The sequence below is a fragment of the Kluyvera sp. 142486 genome, assembly GCF_046569695.1.
In the GTDB taxonomy this organism is placed as follows: domain Bacteria; phylum Pseudomonadota; class Gammaproteobacteria; order Enterobacterales; family Enterobacteriaceae; genus Kluyvera.
Genome location: NZ_JBKHUI010000019.1, coordinates 55,156 through 73,134, shown reverse-complemented (window position 1 = coordinate 73,134; position 17,979 = coordinate 55,156). Strand labels below are relative to the sequence as shown.

At 55.3% G+C, this 17,979-nt stretch carries 18 protein-coding genes and 1 pseudogene; 14 read left to right on the top strand and 5 right to left on the bottom strand.

What is annotated here, in order from left to right; genetic code table 11:
- Positions 1-4: 4 nt before the first annotated feature.
- On the bottom strand, positions 5-619 hold the full coding sequence (locus ACLGE8_RS19035) for a class I SAM-dependent methyltransferase (protein ID WP_411000460.1): 615 nt from the start codon (positions 617-619) through the stop codon (positions 5-7).
- Positions 620-802: 183 nt separating this feature from the next.
- Between ACLGE8_RS19035 and ACLGE8_RS19030 the strand changes: the two genes are divergently transcribed.
- Both ACLGE8_RS19030 and ACLGE8_RS19025 read left to right on the top strand, forming a co-directional pair.
- Entirely contained in the window at positions 803-1,246 is a 444-nt protein-coding gene (locus tag ACLGE8_RS19030; protein ID WP_411000459.1) for an Rrf2 family transcriptional regulator, read from the top strand.
- Complete coding sequence (locus ACLGE8_RS19025; RefSeq protein ID WP_185669615.1) at positions 1,239-1,604, top strand: DUF1360 domain-containing protein; 366 nt, start codon at positions 1,239-1,241, stop codon at positions 1,602-1,604. Before ACLGE8_RS19030 ends, ACLGE8_RS19025 begins: the two co-directional genes overlap by 8 nt.
- A gap of 102 nt (positions 1,605-1,706) precedes the next feature.
- Here the strand turns inward: ACLGE8_RS19025 and ppiC (ACLGE8_RS19020) are convergent, their stop codons facing one another.
- Both ppiC (ACLGE8_RS19020) and ppiC (ACLGE8_RS19015) read right to left on the bottom strand, forming a co-directional pair.
- Positions 1,707-1,988 (bottom strand): peptidylprolyl isomerase PpiC, encoded by a 282-nt coding sequence (gene ppiC / locus ACLGE8_RS19020; RefSeq protein WP_023309650.1) that lies wholly within the window; start codon positions 1,986-1,988, stop codon positions 1,707-1,709.
- 51 nt (positions 1,989-2,039) lie between these two features.
- Positions 2,040-2,321, bottom strand: coding sequence for a peptidylprolyl isomerase PpiC (gene ppiC, locus ACLGE8_RS19015; protein ID WP_411000458.1), 282 nt, complete (start codon positions 2,319-2,321; stop codon positions 2,040-2,042).
- 116 nt (positions 2,322-2,437) lie between these two features.
- Here ppiC (ACLGE8_RS19015) and rep point away from each other — a divergent pair, with 116 nt between their 5' ends.
- Positions 2,438-4,459: a DNA helicase Rep gene (gene rep, locus ACLGE8_RS19010; RefSeq protein WP_411000457.1), complete on the top strand. Its 2,022-nt coding sequence runs from the start codon at positions 2,438-2,440 to the stop codon at positions 4,457-4,459.
- Between the two features lie 62 nt (positions 4,460-4,521).
- On the opposite strand, the gene gppA is transcribed toward rep, so the two are convergent.
- Positions 4,522-6,030 (bottom strand): guanosine-5'-triphosphate,3'-diphosphate diphosphatase, encoded by a 1,509-nt coding sequence (gene gppA / locus ACLGE8_RS19005; RefSeq protein ID WP_411000456.1) that lies wholly within the window; start codon positions 6,028-6,030, stop codon positions 4,522-4,524.
- 7 nt (positions 6,031-6,037) lie between these two features.
- Positions 6,038-7,303: an ATP-dependent RNA helicase RhlB gene (gene rhlB / locus ACLGE8_RS19000; protein WP_185669611.1), complete on the bottom strand. Its 1,266-nt coding sequence runs from the start codon at positions 7,301-7,303 to the stop codon at positions 6,038-6,040.
- Between the two features lie 143 nt (positions 7,304-7,446).
- On the opposite strand from rhlB, the gene trxA reads away from it, so the two are divergent.
- The 11 genes and pseudogenes from trxA (at position 7,447) to rffA (ending at position 17,979) form a co-directional block, all read left to right on the top strand.
- Positions 7,447-7,776 (top strand): thioredoxin TrxA, encoded by a 330-nt coding sequence (trxA, locus tag ACLGE8_RS18995; RefSeq protein ID WP_002883224.1) that lies wholly within the window; start codon positions 7,447-7,449, stop codon positions 7,774-7,776.
- A gap of 190 nt (positions 7,777-7,966) precedes the next feature.
- A pseudogene (locus ACLGE8_RS18990) lies at positions 7,967-8,029 on the top strand (rho operon leader peptide); the annotation flags it as partial.
- An 86-nt stretch (positions 8,030-8,115) separates the two neighbouring features.
- A complete protein-coding gene (gene rho, locus ACLGE8_RS18985) occupies positions 8,116-9,375 on the top strand; it encodes a transcription termination factor Rho (protein WP_035895778.1) in 1,260 nt (419 codons plus the stop codon).
- Positions 9,376-9,614: 239 nt separating this feature from the next.
- On the top strand, positions 9,615-10,718 hold the full coding sequence (gene wecA / locus ACLGE8_RS18980; protein ID WP_411000455.1) for a UDP-N-acetylglucosamine--undecaprenyl-phosphate N-acetylglucosaminephosphotransferase: 1,104 nt from the start codon (positions 9,615-9,617) through the stop codon (positions 10,716-10,718).
- 13 nt (positions 10,719-10,731) lie between these two features.
- Complete coding sequence (gene wzzE / locus ACLGE8_RS18975; RefSeq protein ID WP_185669609.1) at positions 10,732-11,778, top strand: ECA polysaccharide chain length modulation protein; 1,047 nt, start codon at positions 10,732-10,734, stop codon at positions 11,776-11,778.
- Positions 11,779-11,835: 57 nt separating this feature from the next.
- Positions 11,836-12,966 (top strand): non-hydrolyzing UDP-N-acetylglucosamine 2-epimerase, encoded by a 1,131-nt coding sequence (gene wecB, locus ACLGE8_RS18970; protein WP_411000454.1) that lies wholly within the window; start codon positions 11,836-11,838, stop codon positions 12,964-12,966.
- Positions 12,963-14,225, top strand: a complete 1,263-nt coding sequence (wecC, locus tag ACLGE8_RS18965) for a UDP-N-acetyl-D-mannosamine dehydrogenase (protein ID WP_411000453.1) — start codon at positions 12,963-12,965, stop codon at positions 14,223-14,225. Before wecB ends, wecC begins: the two co-directional genes overlap by 4 nt.
- Positions 14,222-15,289, top strand: a complete 1,068-nt coding sequence (rffG, locus tag ACLGE8_RS18960) for a dTDP-glucose 4,6-dehydratase (protein ID WP_411000452.1) — start codon at positions 14,222-14,224, stop codon at positions 15,287-15,289. The genes wecC and rffG overlap by 4 nt, the downstream gene beginning before the upstream one ends.
- A gap of 21 nt (positions 15,290-15,310) precedes the next feature.
- Entirely contained in the window at positions 15,311-16,192 is an 882-nt protein-coding gene (rfbA, locus tag ACLGE8_RS18955; RefSeq protein ID WP_411000451.1) for a glucose-1-phosphate thymidylyltransferase RfbA, read from the top strand.
- Entirely contained in the window at positions 16,170-16,844 is a 675-nt protein-coding gene (gene rffC / locus ACLGE8_RS18950; RefSeq protein WP_411000450.1) for a dTDP-4-amino-4,6-dideoxy-D-galactose acyltransferase, read from the top strand. The genes rfbA and rffC overlap by 23 nt, the downstream gene beginning before the upstream one ends.
- Positions 16,845-16,848: 4 nt before the next feature.
- Positions 16,849-17,979 (top strand): dTDP-4-amino-4,6-dideoxygalactose transaminase, encoded by a 1,131-nt coding sequence (rffA, locus tag ACLGE8_RS18945; RefSeq protein ID WP_411000449.1) that lies wholly within the window; start codon positions 16,849-16,851, stop codon positions 17,977-17,979.

Below are 17,979 nucleotides of genomic sequence, written 5' to 3'. Positions count from 1 at the left end.
TTTTTTATCCGCGTTTTAATACTACCACTGAATCTGATACTTCTTCCCGCTGCCCTTCAGGCCCGGTCATAGTGCGTGAAACCTCTTCACAAAACTGCACTTCCCAACCCGGTGGCAATGCGCCCAGAGAGGCCAGCACTTCGTGTGCAGGCAGGAATGGGCGGACGTGCTTTGACCAGCCCGGGACTTTGCCGTGCGAGGTGATAAGCAGCATGCCGCCTGGCGCAACGTGATCGAGCGCGGTGCGGAAGATCGTGGCCCGATCGAACGCCAGCGGTGATTCCAGGAACGAGGCGACAATCAGGGAGAATTCCCCCTTCGGGAACGCCTGAGTGAGATCGCACTGCTGGAAGGTGATATCGACACCAGCACGTTCTGCATTGGCCGCCGCGTATTCAATTGCCCGATGCGAAAGATCGACCGCCGTGACTCGCCAGCCCTGTTTTGCCAGCCAGACTGCATCATCCCCACGCCCGCAGCCCAACTCTAGTGCCTTACCCGGTGCCAAACCTTCGGTGAAGCGCACCAGGATTTTACCCGGAATGCCGTTAGAACGTGGAGACATCGCATCGTAATGCGACTCCCAGAAGGCTTCCGACTGTTGCTCAACGTCGTGCATAATCACCTCGTTTATTGACGATAAATTTCATGTAATATTTAAAGTAACACAAGATGGTTTTTGATCAATAACGTTGCTGTAAAAAATAAATAAGCATATTTATCAATTAAATAATTCCATTTTCGTATAAATTTTAGTATTCGAGATTGCTCATTGTTGTCTTAATGTAATATCGTAAGTTACATGAAAACAAATAACTCATTCTCAGCAACTCTGCACATCCTGCTTCACCTTGAGCAGATGGATAAACCTCTGACATCCGAACAGATGGCCGCCTTTATCGACGGCAACCCGGCATTCATCCGTAAGCTGCTTGCCGGGCTCAGGGAAAACAACATTGTCTGTGCCACTAAGGGGCACCACGGCGGCTGGCGGCTATGTCGACCGGTCGGCGATATCACGCTTTACGATATCTACATGGCGCTCGGCGAGCCGGCGCTGTTTGCGCTGGGAAACCGCAGTGAAAACCCACAGTGCCTGGTGGAGCAGGGGGTAAACCGAGTGATGTCAGAGACGCTCGCCGATGCGCAGACGCTGATCCTCGATCGCTTTAAGCGTCTGACGCTACAGGATATCGGCCGCGAATTTATCAGCTACTTCAACGACAAAGGCCACGACCATGATTGAAACCTTAACCACCTGCCTGATGATTGCGATGGCGGCGAGCAGTATTTCGATGACGGTGACGCAGACGGAGTTGTTTGCCGCGTTTCGCGAATGGACGGCGAAAAAGAATGCGCTGATGGGGCACTTGTTCCACTGCTTTTACTGCTTAAGCCACTGGGTGGTATTTGGCGGGATGGCGGTCTATCGTCCGGCGCTGTTGAACAGCGGCTTTGCGCTGATTGATTGGGTGATGACGGCGTTTATCGTGATTACCATTACGACGCTAATTAACGGATTGATGTTTAAGGTGTTCCAGGCGGCGATTAGCACCCACGTGATGAAGCATAACGCCCAGCAGACGTTGCAATCGCAGAAATAAAAAACCCGGCGTCGCTGGCTAATTGCGGAGCACGCTGGTGCCCTCTCCCACGGGGAGAGGGGGCAAACACTAAACGCCTTCTCCATGAGAAGGCGTTGCTGTTTATTTCCGGTACAACACCTTAATGATGTGGTAACCGAACTGAGTGTGCAGCGGGCCGGTTGGCTCCAGCACCGGGCAGGAGAAGACCACTTTATCGAACGCCGGAACCATCTGGCCCTGGCGGAATTCACCTAAGTCACCGCCGCGTTTGCCCGATGGGCAGATGGAATGCTTCTTCGCCAGCTTGCCGAAGTCGGCGCCGTTTTTAATCTGTTCCAGAAGGTCCAGTGCCAGTTTCTCTTCTTTCACCAGGATATGCACTGCTGCTGCTGTTTTTGCCATGATCGTGCCTTTCTATAAGCGAGTCTGTAAGGCTGGCGATTTTAGCATGGCTTATCGCCGATACAGCACCTTGATGATGTGATAGCCAAATTTGGTTTTAACTGGCCCGAAAGGCTTGAGCAGTGGGCAGCTAAAAACGGCGGCGTCGAATGGCCCCACCATCGCTCCCTGTTTAAATTCCCCAAGATCGCCACCGTTGCGCCCGGAAGGGAAGCGGGAATAGCGTTTTGCCAGATGATCGAAGCTTATTCCTCGCTCCAGCTTGCTGAGGATCTCCAGCGCCAGTTTTTCTTCTTTTACCAGGATGTGCAGGGCTGCCGCGCTCTTTGCCATAAGGTCACTCTTTTCGTTGGGTTGCTGCCCAACACTTTACCATTCGGCGGGTAAATCTCAGCCTGAGTTTCTGCTACAATCCACACCCCCGTGTTTACAGATTGAGCAATGCCCCTATGCGTTTAAACCCCGGACAACAACAAGCCGTCGAATTTGTCACTGGCCCTTGCCTGGTGCTGGCGGGTGCTGGCTCCGGCAAAACCCGCGTGATCACCAATAAAATTGCCCACCTGATCCGCGTTTGCGGTTATCAGGCACGTCATATCGCCGCCGTCACCTTTACCAACAAGGCCGCGCGCGAGATGAAAGAGCGTGTGGCGCAAACGCTGGGACGTAAAGAGGCGCGCGGGCTGATGATCTCCACCTTCCACACCCTGGGGCTGGATATCATTAAGCGCGAATACGCGGCGCTGGGCATGAAGTCGAACTTCTCACTGTTTGACGATACCGATCAAACCGCGCTGCTTAAGGATCTGACCGAGGGGCTGATCGAAGACGATAAAGTGGTGTTCCAGCAGCTGATCTCGACGATCTCCAACTGGAAAAACGATCTGATGACGCCGCCGCAGGCAGCGGCCAGCGCGAAGGGCGAGCGCGATCGTATCTTCGCCCACTGCTACAGCCTGTACGACGCCCATATGAAGGCCTGCAACGTGCTGGACTTCGATGACCTGATCCTGTTACCGACGCTGCTGTTGCAGCGTAATGAAGAGGTGCGTGAGCGCTGGCAGAACAAAATTCGCTACCTGCTGGTGGATGAATATCAGGACACCAACACCAGCCAGTACGAGCTAGTGAAGCTGCTGGTGGGGCAGCGCGCGCGGTTTACCGTGGTCGGTGACGATGATCAGTCGATTTACTCCTGGCGCGGCGCGCGTCCGCAGAACCTGGTGCTGCTGAGCAAAGACTTCCCCGCACTGCAGGTGATTAAGCTGGAGCAGAACTACCGTTCTTCCGGGCGTATTCTGAAGGCAGCGAACATCCTCATCGCCAATAACCCGCACGTGTTTGAAAAGCGCCTGTTCTCCGAGCTGGGCTATGGCCCGGAACTGAAAGTGCTGAGCGCCAACCATGAAGAGCATGAGGCCGAACGCGTCACCGGCGAGCTTATCGCTCATCACTTCGTCAACAAGACGCAGTACAAGGATTACGCCATTCTCTATCGTGGCAACCACCAGTCGCGGGTGTTTGAAAAATTCCTGATGCAAAACCGCATCCCTTACAAAATTTCCGGCGGTACCTCGTTCTTCTCCCGCCCGGAAATTAAAGACCTGCTGGCCTATCTGCGCGTGCTGAGCAACCCGGACGATGACAGCGCGTTCCTGCGCATCGTCAACACACCGAAGCGTGAGATTGGTTCGGCGACGCTGCAAAAGCTTGGCGAATGGGCGATGACCCGCAACAAAAGCCTGTTTACCGCCAGCTTCGATATGGGGCTGAACCAGACGCTAACCGGGCGCGGCTATGAATCCCTGACTCGATTTACCCAGTGGCTGGGGGAAATCCAACGCCTGGCAGAGCGTGAGCCGATCGCCGCCGTGCGCGATCTGATCCACGGTATCGACTATGAGTCCTGGCTGTTTGAAACCTCGCCGAGCCCGAAAGCGGCCGAAATGCGCATGAAAAACGTCAACACGTTGTTCAGCTGGATGACGGAGATGCTGGAAGGCAGCGAGCTGGAAGAGCCGATGACCCTGACTCAGGTAGTCACTCGCTTTACCCTGCGCGATATGATGGAGCGCGGCGAAAGTGAAGAAGAGCTGGATCAGGTTCAGCTCATGACGCTACACGCCTCGAAAGGGCTGGAGTTCCCGTACGTCTTCCTCGTGGGGATGGAAGAGGGGCTGCTGCCGCACCAGAGCAGTATCGACGAGGATAATGTTGATGAAGAGCGCCGTCTGGCCTACGTGGGTATCACCCGCGCGCAGAAAGAGCTGATTTTCACCCTCTGCAAAGAGCGTCGTCAGTATGGTGAACTGGTGCGCCCGGAGCCGAGCCGCTTCCTGTTAGAACTGCCGCAGGACGATGTGGTATGGGAGCAGGAACGAAAAGTGATTACGCCCGAAGAGCGCATGCATAAAGGACAGGCTAACGTCGCCAACATTCGAGAAATGCTGGCAAAAGCGAAAAAAAGCTAACAAGTAGCCCGGCCGAGCGAAGCGACGCCGGGAATATGCACAGTGCCTTCCCGAAGTCGGCGCTACAAACTATCCGGTAGCCCGACGCCAGCAACCTGCAGCGGCCAGTGAATATAGCTTTGCCATTGGCACTCTTGATCGACCATTTCACGCCCCAGCGGATGCTGTTCCAGCCAACTGTCCGGCAGCGTCAGGGTCAGACTTTCCCCGTCGGCGGCAAGCGTAATCGCTGGCAGAAGATCATCGCGACGGCGGCTGGCAAACAGAATCGCCAGACGCAGCAGACGGCAGAGATGCTCCGCGACGCGTGGTGGCACGGCGTTCTGCTGGTGGAGCGACGGCAGATTCACGGTGTTGGTCTGATTCAGCAGCAGGGTGGCGAGCAGCTTTTTCTGCGCAGGAGTAAAACCCGGAAGGTCGAGATTACGGACCAGATAGGCTGCATGCTGAGGTGCCTGTTTAAAATCGACGCTGAGGCCAATTTCATGCAATGCACAGGCACTTAACAGCAGTTCGCTGCTTAAAGGTTCCAGATCCCAGCTATCTTTCACCTGTTCGACAAAATTCGCCGCCAGTTGGGACACGCGATTTGCCTGCTCGATATCGACCATAAAGCGGCGCTGAATGTTACGCAGCGTGCGGCTGCGAATATCTTCATCAACCGCCAGATGCAGCATGCCGTAGACCAGCCCTTCACGCAGCGCGCCGCCGGCCAGAGTCATGCACTGGATATCCAGCTCGGTGAAAATGGCGATAAGAATCGCGAGCCCGCTTGGGAATACCAGCGCGCGCTCCAGCGTCAGCCCTTCAATTTCCAGCTCTTCCAGACGGCCGCACTGAATGGCGCGCTGTTTAAGTTGCTGAAGTTTGGCGAGGGTGATGCGTTCATCCATCCCCTGCGCCATCATGATTTCCTGCAGCGCCTGCACCGTACCGGATGCACCCACGCAGACTTTCCAGCCGTGGTGACGCAGTTCATCGGCAACGGGCTTTAACACTTCACGGGCGGCACGTTCCGCTTCGTCGAAATGTTCTTGCGCCAAATTGCGGTCGGTAAAGTAACGTTCAAGCCAGGTCACGCAGCCCATTGAGAGGCTAAACAGCGAGGTGGTTTGCGCACCGGTGCCGGTGACCAGTTCGGTACTGGCACCACCAATATCAACCACTAAACGACGATCGTCGCCGCCGGTGGTGTGCGCCACGCCTTGATAAATCAGGCGCGCTTCTTCTTCGCCGCGGATAACCTGCACCGGGCAGCCGAGGATTTCCTGGGCTTTGGCGATAAAGACGTCGGCATTAACGGCAAGACGCAACGTCGCGGTAGCCACGATACGAATTTGCGTTGGGGGAATATCCTGAAGACGTTCGGCGAACAGACGCAGGCATTGCCAGCCTCGCTCCATTGCTTCCGTCGTAAGCGTGTTGTCGCGGTTAAGTCCGGCAGCCAGACGTACTTTGCGCTTGATGCGCGTCAGTGTCTGGATACTGCCCGCCACCTCGCGAACTATCAGCATATGAAAACTATTGGAGCCGAGATCGATAGCTGCATAGAGCGAGGTGGTAGTGAGCATAACTTATTTAACCTGAACGACGACGATTACGCGGTGCGCCCGAACGACGCGGGCCGTTACCCTGGCGAACGCGCGTCAAACGCAGCGGCTTCGGCAGTTCGGTTAACAGCGCATCCGGGTTGTACTTACTCACCGGAATAGAGTGACCGGTGTAGGTCTCAATGGCCGGCAGGTTGAGCGCATACTCTTCACAGGCGAGGCTGATTGAGTGGCCGCTTGCGCCCGCGCGACCGGTACGACCAATACGGTGTACGTAGTCTTCACAGTCGTCCGGCAGGTCATAGTTAAAGACGTGCGTGACGGCAGGAATATGCAGGCCGCGTGCCGCAACGTCGGTTGCGACCAGGATATCGATATCACCACGGGTGAAATCTTCCAGAATACGCAGGCGTTTTTTCTGCGCCACGTCGCCGGTCAGCAGGCCGACGCGATGACCATCGGCAGCCAGATGGCCCCAGATGTCTTCACAGCGGTGCTTGGTGTTGGCGAAGATAATCGCGCGGTCTGGCCACTCTTCTTCCAGCAGCGTTTGCAGCAAACGCATCTTCTCTTCGTTGGAAGGGTAGAACAGCTCTTCTTTAATACGGTGGCCCGTTTTCTGCTCTGGCTCGACTTCCACGTATTCGGCGTTGTTCATTTGCTCGAACGCCAGTTCACGTACGCGGTAAGACAGCGTCGCGGAGAACAGCATGTTCAGACGCTGGTTGGCCGCAGGCATACGGCGGAACAGCCAACGGATATCTTTAATAAAGCCCAGATCGTACATACGATCCGCTTCGTCCAGCACCACGACCTGGATCGCGCCCAGGTTGATATGGTTCTGTTTTGCATAGTCAATGAGACGGCCGGTGGTGCCGATCAGAATATCGACGCCGCTTTCCAGCACTTTCAGCTGTTTATCATAGCCGTCACCGCCGTAGGCCAGGCCCAGTTTCAGGCCAGTCGCCTGAGCCAGCGGCTCTGCGTCAGCGTGAATCTGTACTGCCAGCTCACGGGTTGGCGCCATAATTAAGGCGCGCGGTTGGTTCACCTGGCGGTCAGCAACTGCCGGGTGAGAAAGAAGATAATGAAACGTTGACGTCAGGAACGCCATCGTTTTCCCGGTACCGGTTTGCGCCTGTCCCGCTACATCACGTCCAGCAAGCGTCAGCGGCAAAGCCAGCGCCTGAATGGGCGTGCAATTATAAAACCCTTTAGTTTCAAGGGCTTCAACCACTTTAGGGTGCAGGGCGAAGTCGGAAAACTTCTGTTCTGTTAAATGTGTTTTGCTCATAGTGTGGTAGAATATCAGCTTACTATTGCATTAAGAAAGCGTATCCGGTGAAATAACGTCAACCTTTGTTGGCGAAGTCAACATCAACACCTCGTTGGTTAATGCTACACCAACACACCAGGCTTATTCCTGTGGAGTTAAATATGAGCGATAAAATTATTCACCTGACTGACGACAGTTTTGACACGGACGTACTCAAGGCTGACGGGCTGACACTCGTCGATTTCTGGGCAGAGTGGTGCGGTCCGTGCAAAATGATCGCCCCGATTCTGGATGAAATCGCCGAGGAGTATCAGGGCAAACTGACCGTGGCTAAACTGAACATCGATCAGAACCCAGGTACTGCACCGAAGTATGGTATCCGCGGTATCCCTACGCTGCTGCTGTTCAAAAACGGCGAAGTCGCGGCGACCAAAGTTGGCGCACTGTCTAAAGGCCAGCTGAAAGAGTTCCTCGACGCTAACCTGGCGTAAGAGATTCAACGTGGGCGTTCAGGGTTCCTGTGTTCTTAATTTGAGCGGAACTCTGGACGCTTGCCATCAGTCGTGCTAAGTTAACTTTGACTTCGTTTTAAACATACCTTGTTTGAATCTGTTTGACCCAAACCTCCCGTTGTCGTTAACAGCGTCAGAGGTTGAAAAATTCCAGGCTTGTCACTCTTTTCCGTCTTGTCGTTTCAGTTCTGCGTACTCTCCTGTGACCAGGCAGCGAACAGACATGAGTTGATGGCCGTAAACAGGCACGGATGACCCTGCCATACCATTCACAAATTAAGTTCGAGATTTACCCCGAGTTTAAGAACCCACACCATTATGAATCTTACCGAATTAAAGAACACGCCGGTTTCTGAGCTGATCACTCTCGGCGAAAATATGGGTCTGGAAAACCAGGCACGTATGCGCAAGCAGGACATCATTTTCGCCATCCTGAAGCAGCACGCGAAGAGTGGCGAGGATATCTTTGGCGACGGTGTGCTGGAGATACTGCAGGATGGATTTGGTTTCCTCCGCTCCGCAGACAGCTCCTACCTCGCCGGCCCTGATGATATCTACGTTTCCCCTAGCCAAATCCGTCGTTTCAACCTCCGCACTGGTGACACCATTTCAGGTAAGATTCGTCCTCCGAAAGAGGGTGAGCGTTACTTTGCGCTGTTGAAAGTTAACGAGGTTAACTACGATAAGCCGGAAAACTCGCGCAACAAGATCCTGTTCGAGAACTTAACCCCGCTGCACGCAAACTCTCGTCTGCGTATGGAACGTGGTAACGGTTCTACCGAAGACTTAACCGCTCGCGTCCTGGACCTGGCCTCGCCAATCGGTCGCGGCCAGCGTGGTCTGATTGTGGCACCGCCAAAAGCCGGTAAAACCATGCTGCTGCAGAACATCGCGCAGAGCATCGCCTACAACCACCCAGACTGCGTACTGATGGTTCTTCTGATCGACGAACGTCCAGAAGAAGTGACCGAGATGCAGCGTCTGGTGAAAGGTGAAGTGGTTGCTTCTACCTTTGACGAACCAGCATCTCGCCACGTTCAGGTTGCGGAAATGGTTATTGAGAAAGCGAAACGTCTGGTTGAACACAAGAAAGACGTTATCATCCTGCTCGACTCCATCACTCGTCTGGCACGTGCGTACAACACCGTGGTTCCAGCGTCTGGTAAAGTCCTGACCGGTGGTGTTGATGCCAACGCCCTGCACCGTCCGAAGCGTTTCTTCGGTGCTGCGCGTAACGTGGAAGAGGGTGGTAGCCTGACTATCATCGCGACCGCGCTTATCGATACCGGCTCTAAAATGGATGAAGTTATCTATGAAGAGTTTAAAGGTACCGGCAACATGGAACTGCACCTCTCTCGTAAGATTGCTGAAAAACGCGTCTTCCCGGCTATCGACTACAACCGTTCCGGTACTCGTAAAGAAGAGCTGCTCACCACGCCTGAAGAGCTGCAGAAAATGTGGATCCTGCGCAAAATCATCCATCCAATGGGTGAAATCGACGCGATGGAGTTCCTCATTAATAAGCTGGCCATGACCAAAACCAACGACGATTTCTTCGATATGATGAAACGCTCGTAACATAAGGTTTTTGCTGACGAACGCCACACAATCGTGTGGCGTTTTCGTTTTTAGGAGTTTAGCCAATGGGGAATCGTATTTTTTCATGGATACTTGGAGTTTGTGGCTACAATGATAGTTAGTTTGCAAAATCGGTTATAAATCAGGCAAGTTTCCCCAATATTCATCAGGCTTCCTCTTCTGATGCGTTGCTATCGTGGGTATACTTTCGCTATTAATATTCGCAGCGAGTATAAATTGTGAGTTTACTGACCGTCGGTACTGACCTGATCAGTATTTTTTTGTTCACCACCGTATTCCTGTTTTTTGCCCGCAAAGCGGCAAAATGGGTCGGTTTGGTGGATAAACCAAACTTTCGTAAACGTCACCAGGGGCTTATCCCGCTTGTGGGCGGCATCTCTGTGTATGCCGGGATCTGCCTCACTTTCACGATTGCCAATTACTATATCCCACACGCTTCCCTGTACCTTGCTTGTGCCGGTGTTCTGGTGCTTGTGGGGGCTCTGGATGACCGTTACGACATCAGCGTCAAAATCCGTGCCACCGTTCAGGCGGCAATAGGCATCGTCATGATGACCGCAGGCCATTTATATCTGCAAAGCCTGGGCTATCTCTTCGGTTCGTGGGAACTGGTGCTGGGGCCATTTGGTTTCTTCCTGACCCTGTTTGCCGTCTGGGGAATGATTAACGCTTTCAACATGGTCGATGGTATTGATGGGTTGCTCGGCGGTCTGTCGTGCGTCAGCTTTGGCGCTATTGGCCTGATCCTGTGGTTTGACGGCCAGACCAGCCTCGCCATGTGGTGCTTCGCGATGATTGCCACCATCCTGCCTTATATCATGCTGAACCTGGGCGTGCTGGGCCGCCGTTACAAAGTCTTTATGGGCGATGCCGGCAGTACGCTGATTGGTTTTACCGTCATCTGGATCCTGCTGGAAACCACCCAGGGAACGCACCATCCGATAAGCCCGGTTACGGCGCTGTGGATTGTGGCGATTCCGTTGATGGACATGGTTGCCATCATGTATCGTCGTTTACGCAAAGGGATGAGTCCGTTCTCTCCTGACCGCCAGCATATTCACCATCTCATTATGCGCGCGGGCTTCACCTCGCGTCAGGCGCTGGTGTTGATTACTCTCGCCGCCGCGCTGTTGGCAGCCATTGGTGTTGTCGCGGAGTACACCCGCGTGGTGCCTGAATGGGTCATGCTGATCCTGTTCCTGCTGGCCTTTGGCCTCTACGGTTACTGCATCAAGCGGGCCTGGAAAGTGGCGCGCTTTATTAAGCGCATGAAGCGCAGAATGCGTCGGAACAGCGACAACAATCCAAAATTAACCAAGTAAAACTGGGGTAGTAATGACACAACCATTACCGGAAGCACAGTTGGCTAGTGCTGAGAATGAACTGGATATTCGTGGCCTGTTTCGCGCGTTGTGGTCAGGAAAACACTGGATTATTGGCTTTGCGGTGCTGTTTGCCGCCGTGGTGCTGATTTATACCTTTTTTGCCCGCCAGGAGTGGAGCGCAACGGCGATCACCGACCGGCCAACCGTTAACATGCTGGGTGGCTACTATTCGCAGCAGCAGTTCCTGCGCAATCTGGATGTGAAGGTCAACCCGACTAGCGCAACGCCGCCTTCGGTGATGGATGAAGTCTACAAAGAGTTCGTCATGCAACTGGCGTCCTGGGATACCCGCCGTGATTTCTGGCTGCAGACGGATTACTACAAGCAGCGGATGGTCGGTAACTCGCGCGCTGATGCTGCGTTGCTCGATGACCTGATTGACGATATTCAGTTTATCCCCGGCGATGCGCAGAAAAGCGTTAGCGACAGCGTGAAACTGACGGCGGAAACGGCACCGGACGCGAATAATCTGCTACGTCAGTACGTGGCCTTCGCCAGCCAGCGCGCCGCAGGGCACCTGAATGACGAACTGAAAGGCGCCTGGGCTGCCCGCACCATTCAGGTGAAGGCGCAGGTAAAACGCCAGGAAGAGGTCGCGCAGGCGATTTTCAATCGCCGTCTGCACAGCATTGAAGCAGCGCTGAAAATTGCGCAGCAGCACAATATCAATCGCAGCGAGACTGACGTGCCGTCCGATGAGTTGCCGGACTCTGAGCTCTCCCTGCTTGGCCGCCCGATGCTGCAGGCGCGTCTGGAGAATCTTCAGGCCGTAGGTCCGACGTTTGACCTTGATTACGATCAGGGGAGGGCTATGCTAACGACCCTCAACGTAGGCCCGACTCTGGCGCCAAGTTTCCAGACATATCGGTATTTGCGCACACCGGAGGAACCGGTAAAACGCACTAGCCCACGTCGTGTATTCCTGATGGTCATGTGGGGCATTGTCGGCGCATTGGTTGGTGCTGGGGTAGCACTGGCGCGTCGTCGCACGCAGTAAATACCCATCAATTGATGAAGGGCGATGGGCCTGTTTCATCTATAGAAGAGAATCGATGTGAAAGTACTGACTGTATTTGGCACACGTCCGGAGGCGATCAAAATGGCGCCTCTGGTCCACGCGCTTGCAAAGGACCCTCATTTTGAGGCGAAGGTCTGCGTCACCGCGCAGCATAGGGAAATGCTTGATCAGGTGCTAAGCCTCTTCTCCATCGTTCCAGATTATGATCTCAACATCATGAGTCCAGGACAGGGTTTAACTGAAATTACCTGCCGAATTCTGCAGGGGTTAAAGCCCGTTCTGGAGTCGTTTAAACCCGACGTTGTGCTGGTGCATGGCGATACTACCACCACTGCTGCCGCGAGCCTGGCGGCCTTCTATCAGCGTATTCCCGTAGGGCACGTTGAGGCGGGTCTGCGCACAGGTGACCTCTACTCGCCGTGGCCGGAAGAAGCCAACCGGACGCTGACCGGGCATCTGGCAATGTATCACTTCGCGCCGACTGAAAATTCCCGGCAGAACCTGCTGCGAGAAAATCTGTCAGATAAGCGGATTTTTGTGACCGGCAATACGGTGATTGATGCGCTGTTCTGGGTACGCGATCGGGTGATGAACGATAAGGCGCTGAATGCAGATCTCTCCCAACGTTACCCTTTCCTGAGCCAAGGAAAGAAGATGATTCTGGTCACCGGGCATCGTCGGGAGAGCTTTGGTCAGGGCTTTGAACAAATTTGCCATGCGCTAGCGGAAGTCGCCGCGAACAACCCAGACGTACAGATTGTCTACCCGGTGCATCTGAATCCGAACGTCAGCGAACCGGTTAACCGTATTCTGGGACATATTGATAACGTCATGCTGATTGAGCCGCAGGAGTACCTGCCGTTCGTCTGGCTGATGAACCACGCCTGGCTTATCCTGACCGACTCTGGCGGCATTCAGGAAGAAGCGCCGTCGCTGGGCAAACCGGTGCTGGTGATGCGCGAAACCACCGAACGCCCGGAAGCCATTGATGCCGGAACGGTACGCCTGGTGGGCACCGATAGCCAACGCATCGTGGATGAAGTCACGCGACTACTGCGTGACGAAGATGAATATCAAAGGATGAGCCGGGCCCATAACCCCTATGGGGATGGCCGGGCATGCGAACGTATATTGTCAGCATTAAAAAATAATCAGGTAACGCTATGAGTTTCTCAACCCTCTCGGTGATCGGTCTGGGCTATATCGGCCTTCCAACTGCGGCTGCGTTTGCTTCGCGGCAAAAACAGGTGGTGGGCGTAGACATTAATCAGCATGCGGTTGATACCATCAACCGCGGCGAGATTCATATTGTTGAGCCCGATCTCGACAGGGTGGTGAAAACGGCGGTGTCCGCTGGTTATTTACGCGCCACCACCACGCCGGAAGCGGCAGATGCCTATCTGATTGCCGTGCCAACGCCGTTCAAGGGCGACCATGAGCCGGATATGGTTTACGTCGAAGCAGCGGCGCGCTCCATTGCGCCGGTGCTGAAGAAAGGCGCGCTGGTGATCCTCGAATCCACCTCCCCGGTGGGCGCAACCGAGCTGATGGCCGGTTGGCTGGCCGAGATGCGCCCGGACCTGACCTTCCCGCAGCAGGCGGGCGAGCAGGCGGACATCAATATCGCCTATTGCCCGGAGCGTGTGCTGCCAGGGCAGGTGATGGTGGAACTGATTAAAAACGACCGCGTGATTGGCGGGATGACGCCGGTATGCTCCGCGCGCGCCAGTGAACTCTATAACATCTTCCTCGAAGGTGAATGCGTGGTAACCAACGCCCGCACTGCCGAGATGTGCAAACTGACGGAAAACAGCTTCCGCGATGTGAACATCGCCTTTGCCAACGAGTTGTCGCTTATCTGCGCCGATCAGGGCATTAACGTCTGGGAGTTGATTCGCCTGGCGAACCGCCACCCGCGCGTCAATATTCTCCAGCCGGGCCCAGGCGTCGGTGGGCATTGTATTGCCGTCGACCCGTGGTTTATCGTGGCGCAAAACCCGGAGCAGGCGCGTCTGATTCGCACCGCCCGCGAGGTGAACGACCATAAACCGTTCTGGGTTATCGACAAGGTGAAGGCTAACGTCGCCGACTGTCTGGCGGCCAGCGATAAGCGCGCCAGCGAGTTGAAAATTGCCTGCTTTGGCCTGGCATTTAAGCCCAACATCGACGATCTGCGCGAAAGCCCGGCGATGGAAATTGCGCAACTGATTGCCCAATGGCACAGCGGCGAAACGCTGGTCGTGGAACCCAATATTCATCAGTTGCCGAAAAAACTCGACGGCCTGTGCTCGCTGGTCTCGCTTGAGGCCGCGCTTGCCAGCGCTGATGTGATTGTGATGCTGGTCGATCACAGCCAATTTAAAGCCATCAGCGGCGATGCAATTACTCAGCAGTATGTAGTTGATACCAAAGGAGTCTGGCGTTGAAACGAATTCTGGTAACCGGTGGCGCAGGCTTTATCGGCTCGGCGGTCGTCCGCCATATTATCAACCACACCTCTGACAGCGTCGTTGTTGTGGACAAACTGACCTACGCAGGTAACCTGGCTTCGCTGGCACCGGTGGCGCAAGATCCACGCTTTGCATTCGAGCAGGTGGATATCTGCGATCGCGCAGAGCTGGATCGCGTGTTTGCACAGTATCGCCCGGATGTGGTGATGCACCTGGCGGCGGAGAGTCACGTTGACCGTTCTATCGACGGCCCGGCGGCGTTTATCGAAACCAATATCGTCGGCACCTACACGCTGCTGGAGGCTGCTCGCGCCTGGTGGTCTGCGCTGGATGACAGCGGTAAAGCGGCATTCCGCTTCCACCATATTTCAACCGATGAAGTGTACGGCGACCTGCATTCCGTGGACGATTTCTTCACCGAAACCACCCCATATGCGCCAAGCAGTCCTTACTCGGCCTCGAAGGCCAGCAGCGACCATCTGGTTCGCGCCTGGCTGCGTACCTACGGCCTGCCTACGCTTATCACCAACTGTTCAAACAACTACGGCCCGTACCATTTCCCGGAGAAGCTGATTCCGCTGACCATCCTCAACGCGCTGGCCGGGAAACCACTGCCGGTGTATGGCAACGGTCAGCAGATCCGCGACTGGCTCTATGTTGACGATCACGCCCGTGCGCTCTACCTCGTTGCCACCGAAGGCGGCATCGGAGAGACCTACAACATCGGCGGTCATAACGAGCGTAAAAACCTCGATGTGGTCGAGACTATCTGCGCCCTGCTTGAAGAACTGGTGCCGGAAAAGCCGCAGGGTATCGCGCATTATCATGACCTGATTACGTTTGTCGCCGACCGTCCTGGCCACGATTTACGTTACGCTATCGATGCGGCGAAAATCGCCCGCGACCTGGGCTGGACCCCAGAAGAGACCTTTGAAAGTGGGATGCGTAAAACGGTCCAGTGGTACCTCGCCAACGAAAGCTGGTGGAAGCAGGTACAGGATGGTAGCTATCAGGGTGAACGTCTGGGTCTGAAGGGGTAATCACCCCAGAGGAGGAAAGCAATGAAAGGTATTATTCTTGCTGGCGGATCGGGCACGCGCCTGCATCCGATCACCCGCGGCGTGTCAAAACAGCTGCTGCCGATTTACGACAAACCGATGATCTACTATCCGCTGTCGGTGCTGATGCTGGCGGGGATCCGTGAAATTCTGATCATCACCACGCCGGAAGACAAAAGTTACTTCCAGCGCCTGCTGGGTGACGGTAGTGAATTTGGTATTTCGCTGCAGTATGCCGAGCAGCCAAGCCCGGACGGCCTGGCGCAGGCGTTTATCATTGGCGAAACGTTCCTCAACGGCGAACCGTCGTGCCTCGTGCTTGGCGACAATATCTTCTTCGGGCAGGGCTTTAGCCCGAAACTGCGCCACGTGGCGGCGCGTAACGAAGGGGCGACGGTGTTTGGCTATCAGGTGATGGACCCGGAACGCTTTGGCGTGGTGGAGTTTGATGATAATTTTCACGCGCTCTCGCTGGAAGAAAAACCGAAACAGCCTAAATCCAACTGGGCGGTCACCGGCCTCTATTTCTACGACAGCAAGGTGGTGGAGTACGCTAAGCGCGTGAAGCCTTCCGAGCGCGGCGAGCTGGAGATCACCTCCATCAACCAGATGTATCTGGACGACGGCAAGCTGACCGTTGAACTGCTGGGACGCGGCTTTGCCTGGCTCGATACCGGCACGCACGACAGCCTGATTGAGGCGAGCATGTTTGTGCAGACGGTAGAAAAACGTCAGGGCTTTAAGATTGCCTGTCTGGAAGAGATAGCCTGGCGCAACGGCTGGCTCGACGACGACGGCGTTAAGCGCGCCGCGGCGCAGCTGTCGAAAACTGGCTACGGTCAATATCTGTTGGAGCTGCTTCGTGCTCGTCCGCGCCAATATTGATCCCCTGACGTGGGAAAACCAATTCTTCGGTGTGAACAGCGCGATTGTTCGTATCGCCGACGATGCGCCGCTGCTGACCGCTGAACGGCTAGCGGGATGGTCGCGGGTGCAGGCGAAAATCGCCGCACATCAGGTGGAAAATCTTGATGCACTCCAGCAGTTGGGTTTCCGGTTGGTAGAGGGCGAAGTTGACCTGGCGTTGTCGGTGACCGCTGGTGGAACGACGCTGGCACAGGTTGCCACTGACGACGATATCCCCGCGCTGCGAAACCTTGCCGCTCAGGCCTTTGCCCAGAGCCGCTTTCGCGCGCCGTGGTATGCCCCGGAGGCGAGCGGTCGTTTTTACGCACAGTGGGTTGAAAACGCGGTAAAAGGCACCTTTGATAACCAGTGCCTGGTGTTTCGCGATGAACACGGGGCGATTCGCGCCTTTGTTTCCTTAAGAGAATTAAACACCTCCGACGCAAGAATCGGCCTGCTGGCCGGGCGCGGTGCGGGTGCAGAACTGATGCAGGCGGCGGTATGCTGGGCGCATACCCGCGGTCTTTCGACGCTACGGGTGGCGACGCAAGCCGGCAATACCGCAGCACTTCAACGCTATATTCATAGCGGCGCTAACGTGGTTAGCACCGCGTACTGGCTATACAGGTGACTCCATGATTCCATTTAACGCCCCACCGGTAGTGGGTACTGAACTCGATTACATGCAATCCGCGATGGGCAGCGGAAAACTGTGCGGTGACGGCGGCTTTACCCGTCGCTGCCAGCAGTGGATGGAACAGCGCTTCGGCAGCGCCAAAGTGCTGCTGACCCCGTCCTGTACCGCGTCGCTGGAAATGGCCGCCATCCTGCTGGATATCCAGCCGGGTGATGAAGTGATTATGCCGAGCTACACCTTTGTCTCCACCGCCAACGCCTTCGTGCTGCGCGGCGCGAAAATTGTGTTTATCGACGTGCATAAAGAGACCATGAATATCGATGAGACGCAGATTGAAGCGGCCATCACCGACAAAACCCGCGCTATCGTGCCGGTGCACTACGCGGGCGTGGCCTGCGAGATGGACACCATCATGGCGCTGGCCAAAAAATACAATCTGTTCGTGGTGGAAGATGCCGCGCAGGGCGTGATGTCGACCTACAAAGGCCGCGCGCTGGGCTCCATCGGCCATATTGGCTGCTTTAGCTTCCACGAGACCAAGAACTACACCGCCGGCGGTGAAGGCGGCGCGACGCTGATTAACGATCGCGCGCTGGTGGAACGCGCGGAAATTATCCGTGAGAAAGGCACCAACCGCAGCCAGTTCTTCCGTGGTCTGGTGGATAAATATACCTGGCGCGATATCGGCTCCAGCTACCTGATGTCTGACCTGCAGGCCGCCTATCTCTGGGCTCAGCTGGAAGCCGCCGAACGTATCAATAAACAGCGTTTGTCTCTGTGGCAAACCTACTATGACGCGCTGCTGCCGCTGGCAAACGCCGGGCGCATCGACCTGCCGGTGATCCCGGAAAACTGCGGCCATAACGCGCATATGTTCTATATCAAACTGCGTGACGTAGAAGACCGCAGCGCGCTGATTAGCTGGCTGAAAGAGGCGGAAATCCTCGCGGTGTTCCACTACATTCCGCTGCACTCCTGCCCGGCGGGCGAGAAGTTTGGCGAGTTCCACGGCGAAGACCGTTTCACAACGCAAGAAAGTGAGCGTTTACTTCGCTTGCCGCTGTTCTATAACCTGTCGCCGGTTGACCAGCGCACGGTCATTAATACCCTGTTGAGCTACTTCGCCTGA